Below are 22,595 nucleotides of genomic sequence, written 5' to 3'. Positions count from 1 at the left end.
AAAAATAAATAGTATTTTTGCAAAAAATAAATACAAGCAATGCAAAATTTTAAACAAATTAAAACTGGAAAAAAGGGAGCCGTTAGGTTTTCTAAGGTTTGGAATATTTAAAAGAGTTGTCTTGCATAAAAAATAATCAATGTGGCAGACTCTTTTTTCGAAGGATCTGCCTTTTTTTATGTTAAAATGAAATTATGAATTCAAAAGAATTATTAAAGATTGCCAATGAGTTTGGCACCCCGGTGTATGTGTATGATGCTGAATCCATCAAAGGTCAATACGAGAAACTTACATCTTCTTTTTTAAAACACACAAAGTTCTTCTACGCAGCAAAAGCGTTGACAAACATCAATATCCTTAAGTATGTCAAGAACCTGGGTGCTTCTTTGGATTGTGTATCTATTAATGAGGTTAAGCTTGGATTAAAGGCAGGATTTCCAAAAGAAAAAATACTGTTTACTCCCAATTGCGTTGATCTTGCTGAAATAGAGGAAGCCATGACTTTCGGAGTTCATATTAACATTGATAATATTTCTATTCTTGAGCAATTCGGGAATAAATACGGGAATTCATACCCGATTTTTGTAAGGATCAACCCGCACATTTTTGCAGGAGGAAACTATAAAATCTCAACAGGACACATCGATAGCAAATTCGGAATCTCCATCCACCAGCTTCGTCATATAGAAAGAGTGATGAAGAGTACAAACGTGAACGTGGAGGGACTTCATATGCACACGGGAAGTGAAATTAAAGATCCCGATGTATTTTTACAGGCCCTGGACATTATGCTGGAGCTTTCCGAGCATTTTCCAAATCTGAAATACCTGGATATGGGAAGTGGTTTTAAAATTCCTTATCAGGATACGGAAGAAGAAACTGATGTTAAAACCTTAGGTAAAAAAGTAGAAAAAGTTTTAGGCGATTTCTCAAAATCAACAGGAAGAAAATTCGAGCTTTGGTTTGAACCGGGTAAATTTTTAGTTGGAAAAAGCGGATACCTTTTGGTAAAAGCTAATGTGATCAAACAAACGACAGCCACTGTTTTCGTAGGAGTAAATTCCGGATTTAATCATTTGATCCGTCCGATGTTCTACGATTCTTACCATATGATCGAAAACTTATCCAATCCAAAAGGGGCAGAGAGAATTTATACGGTAGTGGGAAATATCTGCGAAACAGATACATTTGCATGGGACAGAAAATTACACGAAGTAAGAGAAGGAGATATTCTTGCTTTCCATAATGCAGGAGCCTATGGTTTTGAGATGAGTTCAAACTTTAATTCGAGATTGAAGCCTGCAGAGGTTTTATTCCTTGACGGAAAAGCTCACCTGATCCGTAAAAGAGATGAATTCGAAGATTTGTTGAGAAACCAGATCGAAGTTATCTAAAACATAAAAATATAACGTAAACGGCTGCCCATCTGGCAGCCGTTTTTATTTTCAATACCCACTTTGATTGTTTCATTATGATGAATCTTGATTATAGTAACAGATATTTTCGGTGCTAAACCTAACAGGTTTTCAAAACATATTAGGTCTAATACTGGAAAAATTACAAATTTTTAACATTGAAACGCTACGGCAGGTTCAATTTAATTAGCTAAATTTGATAGAAAGACAACTTTTAATGACGTTGTTTTACCTGAAATAATCATCAAATCAAAGAATTATGGCTAAAAATATTGCAGAGCAGATCGTTGAAATGCTCGAAGAAGCTAATGTGAAAAGAATTTATGCGGTAACAGGAGATAGTCTTAATCACCTTAATATAGCAGTGAAAAAAGCAGCATCCAATGGATTCATGTGAGACATGAGGAAGTAGGTGCCTATGCTGCTGCTGCAGAAGCGGAGCTTGATGGTCTTGCAGTATGTGCGGGAAGTTGCGGCCCGGGGCATGTTCATTTAATTAACGGAGTCTACGAAGCCCATAGATCCCATGTTCCGATGTTGGTGATTGCTTCTACGATTCCCAGCGATGAAATGGGAATGGATTATTTCCAGGAAACCAATACCATCAAATTGTTTGACGACTGCAGTCACTATAACCAGATGATTACACGGCCTGCACAAGTGCAGAGGACCGTCCAGACGGCCATTCAGCATGCTATCTCTAAAAAAGGGGTTGCTGTGATCGGCCTTCCCGGTGATGTATCAGAACTGGATGCAGAAGAGGCAACGACTTCAACTCAAATCTTCAAAACAAATCCTGTCATCAGACCGTCAGATGATGAATTGAAGAATCTTGCCGGCTTGATCAATGAAAGTAAAAAAGTGACCCTTTATTGTGGAATAGGCGCGGAAAAAGCAGCTTCTGAAGTTATCCAACTGTCTAAGCTCTTAAAATCTCCGGTTGGGTACTCGTTTCGTGGAAAAATGGCGATCCAGCCTAATAATCCTAATGAAATTGGTCTTACAGGGCTATTGGGATTTCCTTCGGCTTATCACGCCATGCATGAAGCGGATCTGGTGATTCTTCTGGGAACGGATTTCCCTTATCAGAAGTTTATGCCCGTAAAAAATAAGATTGTACAAATCGATGAAAGCCCTGAAAGACTGGGACGAAGAGCAAAATTGGAGCTTGGGCTTGCGGGAGATGTCAAACAAACCCTTAAAGCATTAATTCCTTTATTGAATGAAAAAACGGATGCTGATTTTCTCAATGAACAACTGGAATTTTATGGAAAAGTAAAAGAAAATCAACTCGAATATGTTAAAGATTTCGGGAAAGAGAATGCGATCCAGCCGGAATATGTTGCTCATACTTTAGACAGAATTGCGAAGAAAGATGCTATTTTCACAGTAGATACGGGGATGTGCTGTGTCTGGGGTGCCAGATTTATTACAGGAACCGGAGAGAGGAAAATGCTTGGCTCCTTTAATCACGGATCTATGGCTAATGCGATGCCTATGGCAATTGGAGCTTCACTAGCTCATCCTGACAAGCAGGTTATTGCCATGTGTGGTGACGGTGGACTTTCTATGCTGCTGGGAGATATGGCAACAATTTTTCAGTATAAACTTCCGGTAAAACTAATTGTATTCAACAACAGGGCCCTTGGAATGGTAAAACTGGAAATGGAAGTAGGAGGGATGCCCGACAATGAAACCGACATGATCAATCCGGACTTTGCTATGGTCGCACAGGCAATGGGATATCCGGGAAAAAATGTACATCATCCCGAAGAGGTGGAAAATGCCATCCGGGAATGCCTGGATTATAATGGCCCTTATCTTCTGAATATATTTACAAACCCTAACGCGCTGGCCCTGCCTCCTAAAATTGAATTTGATCAGGTGTTGGGAATGACCAAATCTATGGCACAACTGATGCTCGGCGGAAAAATGGACGAAGTATTCGAGACGGTAAAAAGCAACTATAAACATATAAAAGGTCTTTTGTAATAACTCAGAAATAGGATTACAATTTTAATTTTCAATCATATCCATATAAACTTCATACTTTGTGTGAAGTTTTTCTTTTTAATAAGCCCGGTAAATATTTACCTTTGCTCAATAATTAATGGTCCAAATTAAATTATGAAAACTATATTCTTATTTTTTGCTCTTTGCGTCGCAAATTTTTCTTTTGCCCAGGACATTGAGGAAAGGGATGATTCTTTTATCGTGGAGAGCAATAAGAATCTTTTTAAAATTGACATTCAGGAACCTTTCCTGCAGATCGCCGTTAAATGTAATGACTTTAAGCCTGTGTCTTTTGAAGGAGGTGTTGCCGCATATAAAGATCTTTTGAGTAAATATATGTACACCTATCTCAATGCAGATTTCTATACCCTGACAGGTGATTTTACATTTACCTTAACGATTGATGAAGCGGGGAAGGTGAGTAATATTACCGGATCTCCCAAAGTTTTAAACAGTAAGGTATTCTTCGATGATATGCAATACGTGATAAGAAGAATTAAGAAAGACTGGAAACCTGCAACATGTGCCGGACAACCTGTAAAGTCTGATTTGAAACTTAAAATGAACTTTACTTCTGTTTCAGTAGATATGTAATATATAAGTATGAATAAAAAACTATTAACTATTGTTCTTTCAATATTTTCTCTTTTTGTTATTTCAGCACAAAGGAAAGAGATTGGAGACTATCCTCCGGGCCAGAATGCCTACAAGGGAGGAAATGTTCAGATGTTTAAAGATATTCAGGATGTTTTTGTTAAAAACAATATGTCCGGCTGTGAGAATAAAAAGGAAATGTACTGGGTGACTTTAAGAATTGATGAGAATTCTAAACCGGCTTTGGTACGTAAAAAAACAGATATAGAAAAAGCTGAAAAAAATAAATGTGCCTATAATTTGATTGTGAAAGCACTAGGTCAACTTCGAAACTGGCAACCTGCAGAAATTAATGAAAAGAAAGTAACGGCTTATTTCGATTTTCCTTTTTTCCCTTCCGATTTTTTTGAAAACTTTAAAGAAAATTATGATACCGGTAATTTTATAAGTAGAGCATCTTTTCCTCCAAACAACGGAGTGTTGTCATTCAGTGACGAAGTCCGTAAAAATGTTGAAGGATATGTTGATTTTGATGCTTACAAAATTAATTGGAAATTCACGGTTTTCTTTACTGTTGAAACAGACGGGTCAACCAAGGTTCGTGATATAGAACCTAAAGTAGCCAATAGCGAACAACTGATGGAAGAAATCAGATTTGCTTTTAAAAAGGTGAAACAGAAGTGGATTCCTGCAACGAAAAATGGGATTCCGGTACAGACAAATCTACGGATAGTTCTTAATTTTGGGAATGGTTATTAGGATGCATTTTTAACGATATTCAGTTAAAATAAAAGTATACAGCTAAATTTCAATAGAATACCGGCAAATATTTCCTGCAATATTTAGAAAAAGATACCGCTGCCATTCTGTCACAATATTTTGTATCTTTGCAAACTTATCTGTTCGTATTTTAAAATTCATCTTATATAATCTCCTGAGTTTTAAATTCCGGACCTTAAATTGATTATCGTGCAGGAAAAATATATAGACGAAACAAAACAGGGGGAAGCTTTTGCGATTGCTGAAAGACCTGAAAACTCTAAAAAACTATTTTTAGAAAGCTACGGTTGTCAGATGAACTTCTCTGACTCCGAGATTGTTGCATCTATCCTTAATGAACAAGGGTATAATACTACAATGAAGGTTGAAGAGGCAGACCTTATCCTTTTAAATACATGTTCCATTCGTGAAAAAGCGGAACAAACCGTAAGAATGCGTCTTTCACAGTTCAAAAACCTTAAGAAAGAGAAACCGAATATGACGGTAGGCGTTTTGGGATGTATGGCGGAAAGGCTAAAGACCAAATTTCTGGAAGAAGAACAACTTGTCGACCTTGTAGTAGGTCCTGATGCCTATAGAGATCTTCCCAATCTTTTAAAAGAAACAGACGATGGTAGAGATGCCATTAATGTTATTCTTTCAAAAGAAGAAACATATGCCGATATTAATCCGGTTCGTTTGGGAGGAAATGGTGTTACAGCTTTTGTAACTATTACGAGAGGTTGCGATAATATGTGTACCTTCTGTGTAGTTCCTTTTACCAGAGGAAGAGAAAGAAGCCGTGATCCTCATTCCATCATAGAAGAATGTAAAGATCTGGCGAATAACGGATATAAAGAAATTACCCTTTTAGGACAAAACGTAGACTCCTATTTATGGTATGGAGGAGGTCCTAAAAAGATTTTGCCAAAGCTTCTGAAATGCAGAAAGCTACGGCTGTCAATTTTGCACAACTTCTTGATCTGGTCGCTAAAGCAGTTCCTGGATTAAGAATCAGATTCTCTACTTCCAATCCTCAGGATATGAGCCTTGAAGTATTCAGAATGATGGCAAAACATGATAATATCTGTAAATATGTACACCTTCCTGTTCAGAGTGGTAGCAACAACATGCTGGAAGCGATGAACAGACAGCATACCCGTGAAGAATACCTTGATCTGATCAGAAAAGCTAAGGAAATTGTGCCTGAAGTAGCTTTCTCTCAGGATATGATCGTAGGTTTCTGCAACGAAACAGAAGAAGATCATCAGGATACCTTAAGTCTGATGAGAGAAGTAGAATATGATTACGGTTATATGTTTGCTTATTCAGAAAGACCGGGAACTCCTGCTCACAAAAAGATGGAAGATAATATTCCAGCAGAGGTGAAGCAGAGACGCCTTTCGGAAGTGATCGCACTACAGGGAGAGCTTTCAAGACAAAGAATGCAGTCTTACGTAGGAAGAGTACATCAGATTTTAATTGAAGGAACTTCCAAAAAGAACGCAAACCAATGGAAAGGAAGAAATTCTCAGAATGCTGTCTGTGTTTTTGATAAACTGGAAGGACAGAAAATTGGTGACCTCGTGGATGTTTTTGTTTATGACAATACACAGGGTACGCTTTTAGGCAGGCTGGAAGCATGATTTTAAAATATGTTGTTTCTCTTTTTATCTTCATCACTACGGTAAGTTGTCAGATTGCTGGTAAGCTATCAAAATATAATCGACATGTCGGTGATATTGAGTTTGATAAAAAGAAAGATGATATTCATTTTAAAATCTGTGATCCGGATACTACCTGTCAGTATTATAATGATTCTAAAGGATTTGAGTATGAAGGAGAAAAAATTTCTATTGAAAAACAGCTTAAGGAATCAAAAATAAAAGGAAATAAAGATACTAACGGATATATTACCGTCAGATTTTTAGTAAATTGTGAAGGAAAATCCCGACTATTCAGAGTTCAGCAAAAGAATCCGGAATATGACGAAAAGGAATTAGATAAAGGCTTAGCAACAAACTTGTTAAACTTTACAAAATCTCTGAATGGCTGGGTAATAAAGCAAATGGAAAGTAAAAAAAATAGATTATTATCAATATTTGACCTATAAAATAGAAAATGGAGAAATCGTTGAAGTTTTGCCTTAGTTTTTTAGGTTTACTGATATACAGTACTTCTTTGGCGCAGGTCAATTGTAATACTTTTACAACAGACCAGTGCAGGGAATCCTGTGAGAAATCTAATTTTGCTGAGAAAATTCAGTGGACACAATATGCGCAGGAGTTGTTTGACGAAGCGATAAAATTGTGCCCTACCAATGATTTTGCTTTTAAAGAAAAAGCCGTTCCATACCTTAAATCCGGAGATTTTGTAACCTGGAAAAAACTCATTGATAAAGCCGTAGAGCTGGATCCTAAGAAGAACCTGGGCTACAGGGGCTGGTGTAAATTCCAGTTTCTTCGTGATTATAGTGGTGCCATCAGGGACCTTGAAGCCTTAAAAAAATACTATCCTGAAGATCTTGGAAGGTCTCAGAATGGAGATTATAATCTAGGCATAGTAAAAGCTATGTCTTACAGCGCCTTAGGGCAAAAAGAGAAAGCTGCCGGGATTATTGAAAGGCTGCTAGCTAGAAAAGCCTATGTAAAAGGGATGTATGACCATTACCAACTGGGAGTGACGTATTTCGAGTTGGGAAGGTATGACAAAGCCCTTGAAAATTTTGAAGAACAGAGCAGAGAATACGACTTTGCCGAGAATATATACTTTAAAAGTAAAGTTTCTAAAATCAGAAACAAGGATTATTTGGATTTAAAAACGTTAGCATTGCAGACGTACGATGCCGGTAAGACCATGAAAGATGGTTACACGCATCATTTTAACAAAATCTACAGAAAACAGATTGAAGAACTGTAGATTACCATTAAATCAATAATCAAAAATTTACTTATGAGCAACGAGTTACAAAGCATAAAAAATCGTTTCGGAATTATCGGGAATTTCCCGGCACTTAACCGGGCTTTAGAAAAAGCCATTCAGGTAGCGCCTACGGATATTTCTGTTCTTGTAATAGGAGAAAGTGGAGTAGGAAAAGAGTTTATTCCAAAAATTATCCATTCAGAATCAAGAAGAAAACACCAACCCTATATTGTCGTAAACTGTGGTGCTATACCTGAAGGAACTATAGACTCCGAATTATTCGGACATGAAAAAGGAGCATTTACAGGGGCAACAGCTACAAGAAAGGGATATTTTGAAGTCGCAGACGGAGGAACCATCTTTCTAGATGAGGTAGGTGAGCTTCCTTTACAAACGCAGGTTCGCCTTTTAAGGGTACTGGAAAGCGGTGAATTTATGAAAGTGGGTTCATCACAGGTTCAAAAAACCAACGTAAGAATTGTAGCCGCCACCAATGTCAATATGATGAAGGCTATTCATGACGGACGATTCAGGGAAGATTTATATTATCGTTTGAATACCGTACAGATTGATATGCCTCCTTTAAGGGAAAGAAAAGGAGATATTCATCTGCTCTTCAGAAAGTTTGCAATTGACTTTGCAGAAAAATACAGAATGCCTGAACTGGAACTGGAGCCCAGTGCCGTCCACTACATCGAAAATTATGCTTTCCCGGGGAATATCCGACAACTGAGAAATCTTGTTGAGCAAATGACCGTTGTGGAAAGAAACAGGAATATCAGTGCAGAAAAACTTTCCGAGTATATTCCGATGGAAACCCACCTTCCAATGGTTTTGAATACGCCCAATACATCAAAACAGACCGATTTCGGAAGTGAAAGGGAAATTATGTATAAAATTCTCTTTGATATGCGAAATGATATCAATGATTTAAAATCCTTAACTTCGGAATTGATAAAGAACAGAGGAACAGGAGATCTGAGCAGCCATGAGAAAAATCTGATCAACAGAATTTATACCCCTGAAACCCAGCCTCAGGTAAATTCAGGATCTTTGCTCTATTTTGAAAATAATGAAGAGCCGGTAGTGCAGAATCCAACGATTATTTCAAATCCTGATGATAGCTATGAAGATGTGGAAGATATTGAAGTTGAAGAAAACAGACCGGAATCTCTTTCTCTTCAGAATAATGAAAAGGATTTGATTATTAAAGCGTTAGAAAAGCATAAGGGACGTAGAAACAGAGCCGCCGACGAACTGGGAATTTCACAGAGAACTTTATATAGAAAAATAAAACAGTACAACCTGGAAGATTAAACAAAACACTAAATAATGAAAGTAAATGTAATGCCTAAACCGGTCGATTTTAAACTCGGAGAATACATTAATAAAGGATTTGAACTGTTAAAGAAAGATTTCGGAAATATTTTTGTAGCATTTTTGGTATGCTGTATTATGTCCATTATTCCTTTTTGTGCAGTATTAGCGATGGGTAATCTATATAAATACCTTCAGAGAATCCATAGAAACCAACCTGCAAGTCCCGGGGATATTTTTGATTTTAAAGATTTTATGCCGTATTTTATACTTCAGCTTATTATCTTTGGAGGAATAGCATTGCTGTATATTCCTTTGATTATTGTATTGGCATTAACAGGAGCGATGTCACAGCCGGATAATCCCAATCCTGCGGCTATGATTTTTGTCTTTCCGTATATATTCATTATGGTGGCGGCTATTTATTATTTTGTGCTGAAGGCATTTTACATCGTTCCATTAATCAGTTTAAAAGGAATGAATGATATCAAAACAGCCTGGAATATTTCAAAGGTGATGACCAAAGGAAATTTACTTTCTATTTTTCTGTTTTCGCTGGTTGTGAGTCTTTTATCACAGATAGGTGTTCTGGCTTGTGGTATAGGGATTTTTCTGACGATGCCATTTATGTATACCGCCAATTATTTTGCTTATGAAGATGCTATCCACCAAATCGAGCATGATGAAATTACTGAAATCGGATCTAAAAATGAATACTAGAATAAAAAATATAAATCTGAAACAGCCATTAGTAATGGTGATGCTCTTTGCTTTGCTGGGAGTTTTAAATTCATGCTATAGCTTTACAGGATCCTCACTGACCGATGAGAAAACGGTTCAGATCAATGAGTTTCCTAACAATGCTTCTCTTGTAAACCCTGCATTGTCACAACAGTTTTCTACTGATATTCAGAACAGATTTCTTCAGAGAACTACATTGAAAGGAACGAAAGAAAATCCTGATATTCTCATCGAAGGAGAAATTACAGATTATACCATAGGGGCCACCACAATCAGCTCCAATACAACGACTAATCCATCCGGAGGAGTAATACAACAGGCTCAGAACAAACTGACAATCACGGTGAAAGTACATTATGAAAATAAAATACATCCGGATTCCAGTTTTGACAGAACCTATAGTGATGAAGCCGCTTTTAACAGCAACTTATCACAAAGTGACATCGAAGCTTCCCAAGTGAAGATTGTGACCGAAAGAATTATAAATAAGATATTTAACGATATTGTAGCGAATTGGTAAGATGAATCCCAGAGTATTAGAGTTAATAAAAAATCCGAAAAATATTCAGTCGGAAGATCTTGGTCTTTTGAAAGAAGAAATTCATGCTTTTCCTTATATTCAAAATATCAGGGCACTTCATCTGTATGGAGTTCATCTGTACGAAAAAGAAAATTATCAGAAGGAACTTTCTACAACGGCTGCGTACACTACAGATAAAAAGATTCTTTATCAGCTGATCAACGGTAAAATCACACAAGAACCCAAACCAGCTGAGCCCGTAGCGGAGAAACAACCTGTTAAAGCAGATGATAAACCTGCCAAACATCCTTATTATAAAGGATTCCCTATTAAAAGACAGGAATCTGCGCCTGTTGAAGAAGTAAAAGAAGAACAGTGTATAGTACCAACGCTGAATAAAGCAGAACACATCTATGTGAACGGCGAACGTAACAGAATTCTATTTGAAGGGGAAGAAAATTTCCTTGATGATAAAAATACTGACACCATAGATATTGAATCTACCCTGGAATCTGGAACACTGGTAACCCAGAAATCAGAACCTGCAGCAGAAAAACCTTTAGAAGAAGACAGTCAACAGAAAATTGAAGAGGCTGCCGGGGAAGATTTCAGCGCTGAAACTATTGTCAATGAAGATCAGATTTCTACAGGAGAAGAGGAAGAAAAAATCAATAATGAAGAGAATGTAAGTTTTCACGAAACAGAATCTTTATTACCTGAAACAAATACTGAAGAAACTGGAGTTGAAGAAGTTGTAGAACCTGAAACCACTGCTGAAAATAAAGACTTCTCACCTGTTGATCAGAAACAGGAAGCTGAAGAATCCGATGATGAGCTGAGTTTTCATAAAACGGAGGAATTTATGCCTGACGTTAAAATACAGGTCAACACCGAAGAAACTACTGGCTTTGCCGATATTTCTCAGCAGAATATCAATAAACATGAAGACGAAATGAGACGTCTGATTGAAGAAGTTGAGAAAAAAATGAAAGAAACTAAATCCGTTTCTCTGGAAGAAAAGGCAGATCCTGAATTAGTTGAAGATCATGAAATCAGTTTTGCAGATACCCAAAGTTTCCATTTTTGGTCTACAGAGAAAGAAGAAGCTCCAAAGACCGAAGAACCGCCATCTGAACCTGAAGAAGAAGTAAATAATGAATTGCAGGCATCTCCGGAAGAAGTTATGCCGGAAGTGGCAGAAGAGCCGGCAAAGGTTGAACCTGAAGTGTCAACCGGTTGGAGACCGATGCATGTAGAATCTAATATGCCTGATTCATTAATTCATAAAAAGACGGAAACTCCAGCTCCTGTAGAAAAAGCTTCACCGGTAAAAGAAGCTCCTTCCCATCCTGAAAAACAAGCAGAAGAAACACCTGAAGTGACTGTTGCTGATGTAAAGCTTTCCCATGAAGCTCCGGCGTCCCAGGAAATAACCGATGCTCCGGAGATGAAACCGGAAAGTAGTGCAGAAAGTAAACAAAATTCCGATACAGAAAGTATAAAAGAGGAAGCACCGGTGATGAACGTTTCATTCTTTAGTACAGATATTTCAACGTTAAACGTTGAAGAGAAGAAGAAGGAACGTGAAGAAAAAGCTGCAGAAAATGAAAAAGAGCAGGAAGTAACTATGAAAAATACCACCTCTCCTGTTGATAGTAATGTTCCTGGTTTTATCAATACATGGCAAAGCTGGCTGAAGATTGGCAGAACCGATGAAATTGAAAAGGAAAAAGAAGTCATCAAGGAAAAAGCGATCGAAACATTCATCGAAAATAATCCAAGAATCAGTCAGTTAAAAGAAGAAAGCTCATACGTTGTTAAAGAAAAAAATGATGATATTTCACATTTGATGACCGAGACACTGGCTAATCTGTATTTTGAGCAAAAGCTTTACACAAAAGCGATCAAAGCATTTGAAATATTAATTAAGAAAAATCCTGAGAAAAAGAAGTATTTTGAATCTAAAATTCAGGAAATAAAAGATTTCAGAAGTAAAAACTAAAATAAAAGGTGTAGTAATAAAACTGCACCTTTTTTATTTATGACGGATCAGTGATTTTCTTTTTATGCTTAATTTTCTCCACGCTTTTCGTCCGTAAACAATGACGAAAATTAATAGAATTATAGCAAAAACAGCTGCTATAACGGGCATCACCATCGCCAGAACAGACATAATTCCTGCCCCCGCCGTTTCAGTGGTTCCTACTACAGAATTTCCAAGCCCTCCCGTCGTTGCAGTAGATGCGGCCCGTATCCCGGCAAATCCCGAACTGATGGTTGCAGCAGTTCCTCCCCCGGCAATTAATGCCAATGCCCATTGTGGAAAGGTTCCCAGTTCTGCAAATTGACTGGCAAATAACAGAGAGCCTGCTACAGTTGCCAAAGGAATGGAAATAGTATCCAGTAAATGATCTATAAAAGGAATATAATATGCCAGAATCTCTGCTACCGTGGCAATTCCTGTGGTGATAAGGGTTGGTAACCCTGCAAGCCACTCAAATTCCTGATTCATCGGAATCCAGTAAAAGTAAGATGCAAGACTGACGATGAACATAGGGAGGAAGACTCTGAAACCTGTAGCAGCCGCCAATCCGATACCTATAAAGGCACTGATGATATACGAAAAATAGGGAATATTGTCTAACATATTAATTTTCAGATTTATTGTTTTCCTTAAAATTACAAAAAGTAAGTGATATACAATGCGCAAAAGAAAAGATAACGTAAGAATACCGCGATCAGGACAATAGGTGACGTACCCTGTCTTCTGGCTAAAAAGATACCAAATAATACCAGGTTTGGAAATCTATACATTTTATGTAAGCCATATTAAAGGAAATTACATTACAAAAAAACCTGCCGTAAAAACAGCAGGTAGGTCAATATTGTACTAAAAATGATTATTTCTTTTGTGCTTCACAAAGCTTTAAAAACTGTGCTTCCACATCCTGAAACTTTTCAGGCATCTCTGCAGAAACCCAGAATAACATGGCCAGCGTTTTTTCACCGAAAGCTTCCCGGTATATATCTTTATGCAGTCGGTAGCATTCTCTGAGAAGCCTTTTTACACGATTTCTGTGAACGGCCTTCTTAAAGTATCTTTTCGAAACAGAAACTCCAAATTTGCCATCTTCTACGGGAAGTGCCGGTTTGTCTTTCAGAACAATTATTCTCAGATTTCCGGAGGTTCGCCATTTACCTTTTTCGAAAAGTAAACCGATCTCGATCTTTTTTTTGAGTTTTTCGGCGACTGGATATTTAAAATTCTGCATTAGTCTTTTTTCACTAAATAATTAATTACTTCAGCAGCAGCATACAGCCCGAAAATAGCAGGAATATAGCTGATGGTTCCGTAGAAAGACCTTTTGTAGTTTGTTCCGTCGGTCATTTTCAGGCTTTCTTCGTTCTGAATCTCCGTGGAGAATACACATCTTATTCCCTTATTTATTTTTTCCTTCTTTAATCGTTTTCTCGCCTGTCTCGCAAGGAAGCAATTATGAGTTTTACTGATGTCTCTTACCACAACTTTACTTGGATCAACCTTCCCACCTGCTCCCATTGAGCTTACAATTTTGATTTTTCTCCTTCTTGCTGCTTTCATCAGGCAGACTTTAGGTGTAACACTGTCGATACAATCCAGAATATAAGTAAACTTTTCTGAATCCAGCACTTCATCCATTCTTTCAGGATTAAGAAACTCATTGATTTTGATAAGGTTAAGCTGCGGATTGATATCGAGAAGCCTTTCTGCTACCACTTCCACTTTATGCTTCCCCACTGTGGAATGCAATGCAGGAAGCTGCCTGTTGATGTTCGTAATATCTACGGTATCCCCATCTACGATCGTCATATTCCCGACTCCGGCCCTGGCAAGGAATTCAGCGGCAAAAGACCCTACACCACCCAGTCCTACAACCAGGACGTTGGCTTTTTTAAGCTTTTCCAATCCTTTCTCCTTTACCAATAGCTCCGTTCTTTCCAGCCAGTATTTATCCATTTGTTATCGTATGTAAGTTTTCTACAATTTGCTTATTGAGTTGTTCCAAAGAAATTCCTTTCAGTTCAGAAACTTTCCGGTACAATTCTTCGATTTTAAAATCTTCATTGTCAGTTTCAAAAAGATTTTTTCCGTTGGAGTGTTTTTTAAAATATCCTGCAAAGATAGATTATACAAAACAGCTTTTCCAAAACTCAGGTAAAAATTATGAGCGAGAAGATCTTCTGCAATTTGTCTTTTTTTTAAAACCATGTATCACCATGGCTTGTTCAGCCTTCTTTTTGAAAGAAATGACTTCATAAAATTTTCTCACACAATGTATGATAAGCGGTTTTTTTACTTCATTGGAAATTTTTATTTGCTGTAAAAAAAAATCTTCCTGTATTTTCTGATCAATAGGAACCAATGAATCTAAGCCGCATTCACCTATCGCAAAACAATTTTCAAACATGGTAGTTCTCAGCCAGTCAACCTGCTGTTCTTTATGGCGAATATCAATATCATTAGGATGAATGCCTATGGAATATGGTATATCCGGCGGTATTTCCCCAATGTTTAAATTGTAAATTCCGTCTCTGACATAATTTTTATGGTGGTGAAAATCAAAAAACTCCATTTTCAAAAATAATATTATTTGCAGTTAATAGAAAATTATTAAACATACGTTTATAAATGTGTTAAAAATTTCTTAACTTTACTCAAACTGCACTTTATGAAAAAAAAATTTACAGAAAAACAGATTCACATACTCGATATTGCCGAAGAACTTATTGCTAAAAAAGGGTATGAAGGAACTTCTGTAAGAGATATCTGCTCAAAGGCCAATATCAACGTCGCGATGATTTCCTATTACTTTGGCTCAAAGGAAAAAATGATGTCTTACCTCTATCAGTATCGGGTACTGAAAACCAGAGAAAATTTTTCTGAATTTGCCGATACAATCAAAGATGGTAAACCGGAAATGCAGATGCGTGAGATGATCAAGTATATCGTGTCCCAATTGTTTAAATACAACTATTTCCATGGATTTGTCACCCAGGAGCTGCGTCACACAGAAAATTTAAAAGATGAGCTTTTAGATTTCTATCAGCTGTTTGTAAAAAAATTGGATGAGGTGATTAAAAAAGGAGTGGCCTCAGGAGTCTTTACCTTTACCCCAAAACCTGAAGATATCCTTACCATGATCATCGGGTCTACTTTATTTGTGATCAGGAATAAAAACTTTTATGAACTTTATGTGCCCAGTAAAAACGAAGAAACTTATACAAAAGAAGCTGAGAAAAAAGTGAGAATGAATCTTTTATTAAGTGTTTTTGCGATTTTAGGATACGCTGCAGACTAAAATTACGTTAAATATTCATAAAAAAAATCTATTGACAAAAAAGTTATATTTTTGCAAATTAGTAAATCGGCTGTATAATCCGAAAACTGTTGAATTTTTTATATGAAAAAATATATTTTAGGTCTTTTTGCTGTAGCAGTGGTTGCTTCATGTGTTAGTCGCCAGGAAAAAGCAATGAAGAGTGCTGATAAAGATTTTATCTTAAAAGCGGCAAATGATAACTTTGCCAAGAAAAATTGGAAAAATGCATTGGCTCTTTACGACAGGCTTGCCAATCTTGTTGCAGGAACGGATGATTTCCCTAATGTAGGATTCAATACCGCCTATGCCAATTATTATGATAAGAGTTATAAGCTGGCAGGGCACCAATTTAAAAATTTTGCAGTCAATTTTCCAAAAGATCCCAGAGCAGAGGAGGCGGCCTATATGTCGGCACTTTGTTATTATGAAGGATCTATGGATTATAACCTGGACCAAACCAGTACAGAATTGGCTATTAACGAGCTTCAGGACTTCCTGACCAATTATCCAAACTCTGAAAGGTCTAAGAATATTACCCAGCTGATTGACGAATTGTCTTATAAATTAGAATTTAAGGCGTATGAAAATGGCCGTCAATATTTTAAAATGGGTGAGTACAAAGCAGCCAGCGTAGCTTTAGAAAACGTATTGGAGGATTTTCCAAGTACAAAACTTCGTCCGAAAATTTATGACTATATCATGAAAGCCCGTTACGAATTGGCTGTAAGATCTGTCTATAGTCTTAAGGATGAGCGTATTGAAAGTGCACTTACGTATGCTAAATTGGTAGAGAAAGAGCTTCCTAATACAGAATATTCGAAAACAGCTGCCGATTTAAGAGCAAAGCTGGAAAAAGAAAAGAAAGATTTCGTTGTCGTTAAGAAACAAACTGAAGCCAGAATTGCAGCCTTAACAGAAAAGCAAAAAAAGGAAGCTGCAAAAATGGCTGATAAGACAAAAAGTGAGCAGCAGGTTAAAGATCAGATCAGTAATGAAAAGCAGGCAAAGCAGATGCAGAGGGATAGTGCGGCACTTCAGACCCCTCCACCTGCAGCGACTTTCAAAATTCAAAGATAATTCGTAAATTTGCCATCTTAAAATAAAAATAATTTTCTCAAAATGAGTGTAAAAGATACAAAAGCAGAAGTAAATACCATTACTTACGACAAGGATAAGATTGAAGATAAAGTAGGTTCTATCTATGAGGCTATTGTTATCATGGGAAAGAGAGCAGAGCAGATCAATGCGGAGATCCGTACGGAACTTCACAACAAATTGGATGAATTTGCCGTTCACAATTCTACATTAGAAGAAGTTTTCGAAAACAGAGAACAAATTGAGATCTCTAAACATTACGAAAAACTTCCAAAGCCCACTTCAATTGCTATTGAAGAGTGGTTGAATGAAGATATCTATTTCAGAAAAACAGAAGACAGAAAATAATCTTTTTTGTTTTTTAATAAATTAAGGTCATAAAAGAATCGGTTTCTTTTATGACCTTTGTTGTTTTAAACCCTGATTGTGGGAAAAAATAAGTACTTTAGTATTTCAAAAATTAAAACTAAATGAGTGTTTCCGGTAAAAAAATACTGATCGCCGTTTCAGGAGGAATTGCGGCTTATAAAATTCATTTCCTGATAAGGGATTTTGTGAAAAAAGGAGCCGACGTACAGGTGATTATGACACCTGATGCAGAACAATTTGTAACAAAGCTAAGTTTGTCTACATTATCCAGAAAACCGGTCTATTCAGATTTTTATGGAGATAACGGAACCTGGAACAGTCATGTTGAATTGGCACTTTGGGCCGATGTTATGATTGTTGCTCCCTGTACTGCCAATACGTTATCTAAAATGATTCACGGTATGTGTGATAACCTGGTCATTGCGACGTATATGTCTGCCAAGTGCCCGATATTTATTGCTCCTGCAATGGATCTCGATATGTATGCACACCCTTCCACAAAGAAAAACCTTGAGCTTGCAGAAAGTTTCGGGCATATCATTATTCCTGCAGAAAACGGAGAGTTGGCAAGCGGGCTTGTAGGACAGGGAAGAATGGCGGAACCGGCAACAATTTGTAACAGCATTGAAAGTTTTTTCACCGAAAGTACTCTCAGTAAAAACCTTGTAGGTAAAACGGTTTTAATTACTGCCGGACCTACTTACGAAGCCCTTGATCCGGTAAGGTTCATTGGAAATCATTCTTCGGGGAAAATGGGCTATTCTCTTGCTGAAGAAGCATCAAAAAGAGGGGCGAGAGTCATTCTGATCTCAGGACCCAGTTCCCAAAATCTTCATGATAAAAAGATTGAACTGCATAAAGTGACTTCTGCTAAAGAAATGATGGCAAAAGTATTTGAATTTTATGACGGAATCGATATCGGGATTGCCAGTGCTGCGGTCGCAGATTATGCCCCGAAAGAAATAGCAAAGGAAAAAATCAAGAAAAATGATGAAAACCTTACCATCGAACTGGTTAAAAATCCGGATATCCTTAAAACAATGGGTGAAAAGAAAACCCACCAGTTTTTGGTTGGTTTTGCCCTGGAAACCCAAAATGAAGAGGAAAATGCCAAAGGAAAACTGGAAAAGAAAAACCTGGATATGATTGTTTTAAATTCCCTGCGTGATGAGGGAGCTGGTTTTAAGAACGATACCAACAAAATCAAAATATTTACGAAAACGGAGAAGAAAGAATTTAATCTGAAATCAAAAGAAGATGTAGCTAAAGATATTCTCAATTTTGTAGAATCTCAACTTTTAAAATAATTTTAATAAATTTCCGTTCTCAATTATTAATAAGGCAATGAAAAAAATTATCAGTTTATTTTTTCTGTTTTTCATCTATACCTCCGGGTTTTCCCAGGAATTGTTGGCGACCGTTCAGGTCAATTCCCAGCAGTTGGGTGGAAGTAACCAGCAGGCCTATAAAGCATTGGAAAAAAGTCTCAGAGACTTTATCAATAATACCAGCTGGACAGGGAAGAAGCTTCAGAATTTTGAAAAAATCAAATGTGGCTTTGCCCTTGTTATTGCCGGTAAAGATGGTAACAGGTATCAGGGCTCAATTGTGATTCAGGCCGTGCGTCCTGTTTTCAATACCACGTATGAATCTCCTTTGCTTAACCTTCAGGATCAGAGACTGTCTTTTGAATATGTTGAAAACGAGAACCTTATTTTTAACGAAAGGCAGTTTTCCGGTAAAAACCTTACCGATATTATCAGTTTCTATGTCTATATGATCTTAGGATATGATGCAGACAGCTTTCAGGCTATGGGAGGAACGCAATGGTTTACAAAAGCCCAGCAGATCGCCCAGAACTCCCAAAATAGAAACTATGATGGCTGGAACACCATCAATGAACCAAGAAGCCGTTCGATACTGATAAATGAAATCATGAATCCGAACTGGAACCAGCTGCGTTCTACCATGTATACCTATCACAGGGCAGGATTGGATAATCTCTTCAATCAGGATCAGACTCCAGCAAAGAAAGTGATTTTTGATGCACTGATGCAGCTGAAAATGTACGAAAACACATTCCAGCAGAGTTATTTTTTCAATCTGTTTATGGATGGTAAAAGCGATGAAATCTTTAATATTTTCAACTCCGGAAATAACGGAGGAATTATCCTGAACGATTTAAAGCAAACAATGATTATCCTTTCCCCGAAAAATATTGACAATAAGTGGAATAAATGGAAAGTGTAGAGACTCTGTTTTCTGCTATTGAATCCTGACATCTAAAGTTTTATATTTGCATTTAAAGTAACCAGTCATTTATCAATGCTTTCGAGAATTTACATTAAAAACTTTGCCTTAATTGATACTCTTGAAGTATCTCTCAAAAACGGTTTACAGGTAATAACCGGAGAAACAGGAGCCGGTAAATCTATTATTTTAGGTGCCCTCAGACTTATTTTAGGAGAAAGAGCCGATGTAAAATCAATATCCAAAGCAGAAGAAAAAAGCGTTGTGGAAACAGAATTTGCGCTGAATAATCAATTCAAAAAATTCTTTATCGAGAATGATCTGGATTACGAACTCCATACCATTATAAGAAGAGAAATCCTTCCTTCAGGAAAATCACGAGCCTTTATTAATGACGTTCCGGTAACATTGGACGTTCTCAAAGAACTGTCTTCTCAGCTTATCGATATCCATTCCCAGTTTGAAACCTCAAACCTTTTCACTTCAGAATATCAGTTTAAAATTATAGACGGTCTTTCTGAAAATAAAAAAATTATTGAAGACTATCAACGCGAGTTTTCAGATTTCCAGACATTGAAAGTCTTGCTTAAAAAACTAAAGACTCAACTTTCAGAAACTACGAAAGAAAGTGACTACAAAGAATTTTTACTCAATGAGCTGGAAGAATTAAAACTGGATGAGGTGGATTTTGAAGAAGTTCAGAATCAGCTTTCCATTCAGGAAAATGCAGGGATGATTTCTGAAAATGTAGGTCAGATCCTGTCAAGATTTCATCAGGAGGAAATCGGAATTCTTTCATTTTTTAATGAAGCTAAGGCAAAACTTTCTAGGATATCCGAAGTTTCAACCAGTTTCGCAGAACTTAATGAAAGACTTGAAACCTCTTTTGTTGAATTGAAAGATATTATTTCCGAGCTGGAAAATGAAGCCGAAAAGGTAGAAATCAATCCTGAAAATCTGATGTACCTTACCGAGCTGAATAATAAGATCAATGCTTTGTTCCTAAAACATAATGTTTCAGACCTTGATGAACTTATTGCAGTCAGGAACGAGCTTGCCGGTGATCAGAAAGGAGCATCAGAGCTGGAGGCTCAGATTACAGAAGCCGAGCAAAGCATAGCCGAAAAAGAAAAGGCTCTCCAGACTCTTGCGGATAAACTTTCAAAAAACAGAAAGAAAAGTATTTCTGTTTTCATCAAAAAAGCAGAAGGACTTCTCAGAAAGCTGGGGCTTGAAAAAGCTAAAGTAGATATCGAACTGCAAGATGCAACTGAATTTAATCCATTCGGGAAAGAAAATATACAGCTCTTGTTCCAGGCCAATTCCGGATTTCCGCTAAAACCTATTCAGACAGCAATTTCCGGAGGTGAAAGGTCCAGAGTGATGCTTGCTGTAAAAAGATCATTGCCGAAAGCGATGAGCTGCCGACACTTATTCTTGACGAAATTGATACCGGTGTTTCCGGAAAAGTAGCCGAAGAAATTGGAAACCTGATGCGGGAAATGTCTCAGGATATGCAATTGATCGTAATTTCCCATCTTGCACAGGTTGCAGCTAAAGGAAATGACAATTATAAGGTAGTAAAGCAGGATATTGCAGGGAAGGCCCAATCTACAATCATTCCTTTAAGCGATGACGAAAAACTGAATGAAATCGCTCAACTGCTCTCCGGAAGCAAAATTACGGAGGCGGCTTTAGCGCAGGCAAAAGAGTTAATGGGCTAAAAAACTGTAACATATTTTGCATTATACTGACTAATGTAAAAAACTAACATATGTTTCTAAAGTTCCTTAAGCTTGAAATCAAAAGCTTCTTTCGCGGCACTTCTTTAGGGATTAACCTCACTATGAAAATCCTTCGGTTGATCGGTATTCTCTATTTTATAGGATGTCTTGCAGGCGGAGCCTTTCTCGTGTACTTCTTTGTGCAGGAAAAAATACATCAGGACCCCCTGAAGGTTGTTTCTAAATTTTTAGTTGTTGCATGGATCTTAGATCTGGCCTTGAAATATCTCTGGCAGGAAATTCCTACACAGAATATCAAACCATTCCTCACACTCAATATCAAAAAGAACACACTGGTTAACTATATGCTGGTGAAAACTTTTTTATCAGCTTTCAGCTGGCTGAATTCTATTTTTTTCATCACGTTTGCAGGGATTCTCCTCTTTCACGGTTATAGTTTGCCGGGAATTCTCACATGGCTCATCGGGATTTCTGCCTTATTTTATCTGAATAGCTTTTTAAATATTTTTTTTAACGATAAAGAAACGGTAGCGGTAGCTGCAGGAGTAGTTTGCATTGGGCTGGGTGCATTGGCCTATTATAATATCATTCCCATATTATCCTATTCTGAGCTGTTTTTTTATAGTTTTTATGAAACCGGGTATTTTGCTTTGGTTCCTGTTGTCTTATTTGTTGGGGTATGGATGCTTTGTTTTAGGTATATCAGAAATGAATTTTATCTTGATCAGGGACTTGAGGCAAAGAAAACAGTCGGAAAAACTGAAAATATTGCATTTTTAAATAAATACGGAGCCATCGGTACCTTTATCAATAACGACATTAAAATGTTAAGGCGAAATAAAGTAACCAAAGGGATTCTTTTTGGAAGCTTTATGTTTCTTTTTACGGATTACTGATGTTCTCGTCGTCACTTTACAAAACTCCGGCCATGATGATGTTTATGGGACTTTTTGTAACAGGAGGGTTCCAGTTTTTGTTCGGGCAGAGGGTTCCTGCTTTTGACAGCTCATATTATCCTTTGATGATGACCCTAAATGTGCCTTACAAGGACTATTTAAAAGCAAAATGGTGGCTGATGAATATTGTAACTGCAGTGTCGGTTATAGTAGCACTATTTTATATCTATTTCGGATGGGAAGTATATATTACTTTTTTTGCGGCAGGATTGTACAATATGGGAGTGAATTCCCAGTTTACTCTTTGGTCGGGAGCTTTTAATAAAAGTCAGATTGATCTGAATTCAAAAGAAAAAAGATTAGGGCAGAAGAATAGTTTTAATATGGTGTCCATGCTTTTGCTGATTCCTAAAATGCTGCTTCCAATGGCCGTTTTTGCAGTTACAAAATATTTCTTCGGAATGACTGCAGGAGTGATAAGTATTGCGGTGTTAGGGTTTGCGGGTTTTCTCTTCAGGGAAAAGATTTTCGATATCATCGTAAAACATTACAAAAAAGAAAAATACAGCACACTTGATGCGTTTAAAAATAAAGCTTAA

General features: G+C 37.1%; 17 protein-coding genes and 5 pseudogenes. 18 read left to right on the top strand and 4 right to left on the bottom strand.

The genetic code is table 11. The features are described 5' to 3' along the window. Window positions 1-194: 194 nt before the first annotated feature. The 11 genes and pseudogenes from lysA to H3Z85_06485 all read left to right on the top strand — a co-directional run bounded on the left by lysA (window position 195) and on the right by H3Z85_06485 (window position 12,283). A complete protein-coding gene (lysA, locus tag H3Z85_06535) occupies window positions 195-1,394 on the top strand; it encodes a diaminopimelate decarboxylase (protein ID QPQ53041.1) in 1,200 nt (399 codons plus the stop codon). Window positions 1,395-1,674: 280 nt separating this feature from the next. Next, a pseudogene (locus H3Z85_06530) lies at window positions 1,675-3,407 on the top strand (ubiquinone-dependent pyruvate dehydrogenase). 135 nt (window positions 3,408-3,542) lie between these two features. Further along, window positions 3,543-4,022: a hypothetical protein gene (locus tag H3Z85_06525; GenBank protein QPQ53040.1), complete on the top strand. Its 480-nt coding sequence runs from the start codon at window positions 3,543-3,545 to the stop codon at window positions 4,020-4,022. 9 nt (window positions 4,023-4,031) lie between these two features. Beyond that, window positions 4,032-4,781, top strand: coding sequence for a hypothetical protein (locus tag H3Z85_06520; GenBank protein ID QPQ53039.1), 750 nt, complete (start codon window positions 4,032-4,034; stop codon window positions 4,779-4,781). A gap of 210 nt (window positions 4,782-4,991) precedes the next feature. Continuing rightward, window positions 4,992-6,427, top strand: a pseudogene (gene miaB, locus H3Z85_06515) (tRNA (N6-isopentenyl adenosine(37)-C2)-methylthiotransferase MiaB). Then, a complete protein-coding gene (locus H3Z85_06510; GenBank protein ID QPQ53038.1) occupies window positions 6,424-6,894 on the top strand; it encodes a hypothetical protein in 471 nt (156 codons plus the stop codon). Before miaB ends, H3Z85_06510 begins: the two are co-directional and overlap by 4 nt. Before the next feature lie 8 nt (window positions 6,895-6,902). Beyond that, window positions 6,903-7,700, top strand: coding sequence for a tetratricopeptide repeat protein (locus H3Z85_06505; protein ID QPQ53037.1), 798 nt, complete (start codon window positions 6,903-6,905; stop codon window positions 7,698-7,700). A gap of 33 nt (window positions 7,701-7,733) precedes the next feature. Further along, window positions 7,734-9,020: a sigma-54-dependent Fis family transcriptional regulator gene (locus H3Z85_06500; GenBank protein QPQ53036.1), complete on the top strand. Its 1,287-nt coding sequence runs from the start codon at window positions 7,734-7,736 to the stop codon at window positions 9,018-9,020. A 15-nt stretch (window positions 9,021-9,035) separates the two neighbouring features. Then, window positions 9,036-9,740 carry a DUF4013 domain-containing protein gene (locus H3Z85_06495; protein QPQ53035.1) on the top strand — a complete coding sequence of 235 codons (705 nt, stop codon included), beginning with the start codon at window positions 9,036-9,038 and terminating at the stop codon, window positions 9,738-9,740. Then, a complete protein-coding gene (locus tag H3Z85_06490; GenBank protein ID QPQ53034.1) occupies window positions 9,730-10,281 on the top strand; it encodes an LptE family protein in 552 nt (183 codons plus the stop codon). Before H3Z85_06495 ends, H3Z85_06490 begins: the two co-directional genes overlap by 11 nt. A gap of 1 nt (window position 10,282) precedes the next feature. After that, entirely contained in the window at window positions 10,283-12,283 is a 2,001-nt protein-coding gene (locus tag H3Z85_06485; protein QPQ53033.1) for a hypothetical protein, read from the top strand. Between the two features lie 33 nt (window positions 12,284-12,316). Here the strand turns inward: H3Z85_06485 and H3Z85_06480 are convergent, their stop codons facing one another. The 4 genes and pseudogenes from H3Z85_06480 to H3Z85_06465 all read right to left on the bottom strand — a co-directional run bounded on the left by H3Z85_06480 (window position 12,317) and on the right by H3Z85_06465 (window position 14,894). Next, window positions 12,317-12,928 (bottom strand): DUF4126 domain-containing protein, encoded by a 612-nt coding sequence (locus tag H3Z85_06480; GenBank protein QPQ53032.1) that lies wholly within the window; start codon window positions 12,926-12,928, stop codon window positions 12,317-12,319. A gap of 253 nt (window positions 12,929-13,181) precedes the next feature. Then, window positions 13,182-13,553, bottom strand: coding sequence for a ribonuclease P protein component (rnpA, locus tag H3Z85_06475; protein QPQ53031.1), 372 nt, complete (start codon window positions 13,551-13,553; stop codon window positions 13,182-13,184). Continuing rightward, entirely contained in the window at window positions 13,553-14,278 is a 726-nt protein-coding gene (locus tag H3Z85_06470) for a tRNA threonylcarbamoyladenosine dehydratase (protein QPQ53030.1), read from the bottom strand. The genes rnpA and H3Z85_06470 overlap by 1 nt, the downstream gene beginning before the upstream one ends. After that, window positions 14,271-14,894, bottom strand: a pseudogene (locus tag H3Z85_06465) (TatD family hydrolase). Before H3Z85_06465 ends, H3Z85_06470 begins: the two are co-directional and overlap by 8 nt. Before the next feature lie 96 nt (window positions 14,895-14,990). On the opposite strand from H3Z85_06465, the gene H3Z85_06460 reads away from it, so the two are divergent. The 7 genes and pseudogenes from H3Z85_06460 to H3Z85_06430 all read left to right on the top strand — a co-directional run bounded on the left by H3Z85_06460 (window position 14,991) and on the right by H3Z85_06430 (window position 22,595). Then, on the top strand, window positions 14,991-15,620 hold the full coding sequence (locus H3Z85_06460) for a TetR/AcrR family transcriptional regulator (GenBank protein QPQ53029.1): 630 nt from the start codon (window positions 14,991-14,993) through the stop codon (window positions 15,618-15,620). A 102-nt stretch (window positions 15,621-15,722) separates the two neighbouring features. Further along, window positions 15,723-16,718 (top strand): outer membrane protein assembly factor BamD, encoded by a 996-nt coding sequence (gene bamD, locus H3Z85_06455; GenBank protein ID QPQ53028.1) that lies wholly within the window; start codon window positions 15,723-15,725, stop codon window positions 16,716-16,718. Between the two features lie 42 nt (window positions 16,719-16,760). Next, window positions 16,761-17,084: a DNA-directed RNA polymerase subunit omega gene (locus H3Z85_06450; protein QPQ53027.1), complete on the top strand. Its 324-nt coding sequence runs from the start codon at window positions 16,761-16,763 to the stop codon at window positions 17,082-17,084. 122 nt (window positions 17,085-17,206) lie between these two features. Next, window positions 17,207-18,412, top strand: a complete 1,206-nt coding sequence (gene coaBC / locus H3Z85_06445) for a bifunctional phosphopantothenoylcysteine decarboxylase/phosphopantothenate--cysteine ligase CoaBC (protein QPQ53026.1) — start codon at window positions 17,207-17,209, stop codon at window positions 18,410-18,412. A 37-nt stretch (window positions 18,413-18,449) separates the two neighbouring features. Next, window positions 18,450-19,355 (top strand): DUF4835 family protein, encoded by a 906-nt coding sequence (locus H3Z85_06440; protein ID QPQ53025.1) that lies wholly within the window; start codon window positions 18,450-18,452, stop codon window positions 19,353-19,355. Between the two features lie 75 nt (window positions 19,356-19,430). Next, window positions 19,431-21,079, top strand: a pseudogene (locus H3Z85_06435) (AAA family ATPase). Window positions 21,080-21,129: 50 nt separating this feature from the next. Beyond that, a pseudogene (locus H3Z85_06430) lies at window positions 21,130-22,595 on the top strand (hypothetical protein).

The organism is Chryseobacterium indologenes (genome assembly GCA_016025055.1).
Taxonomy (GTDB): Bacteria; Bacteroidota; Bacteroidia; order Flavobacteriales; family Weeksellaceae; genus Chryseobacterium; species Chryseobacterium indologenes.
This window is presented reverse-complemented; position numbering and strand designations above follow the sequence as displayed.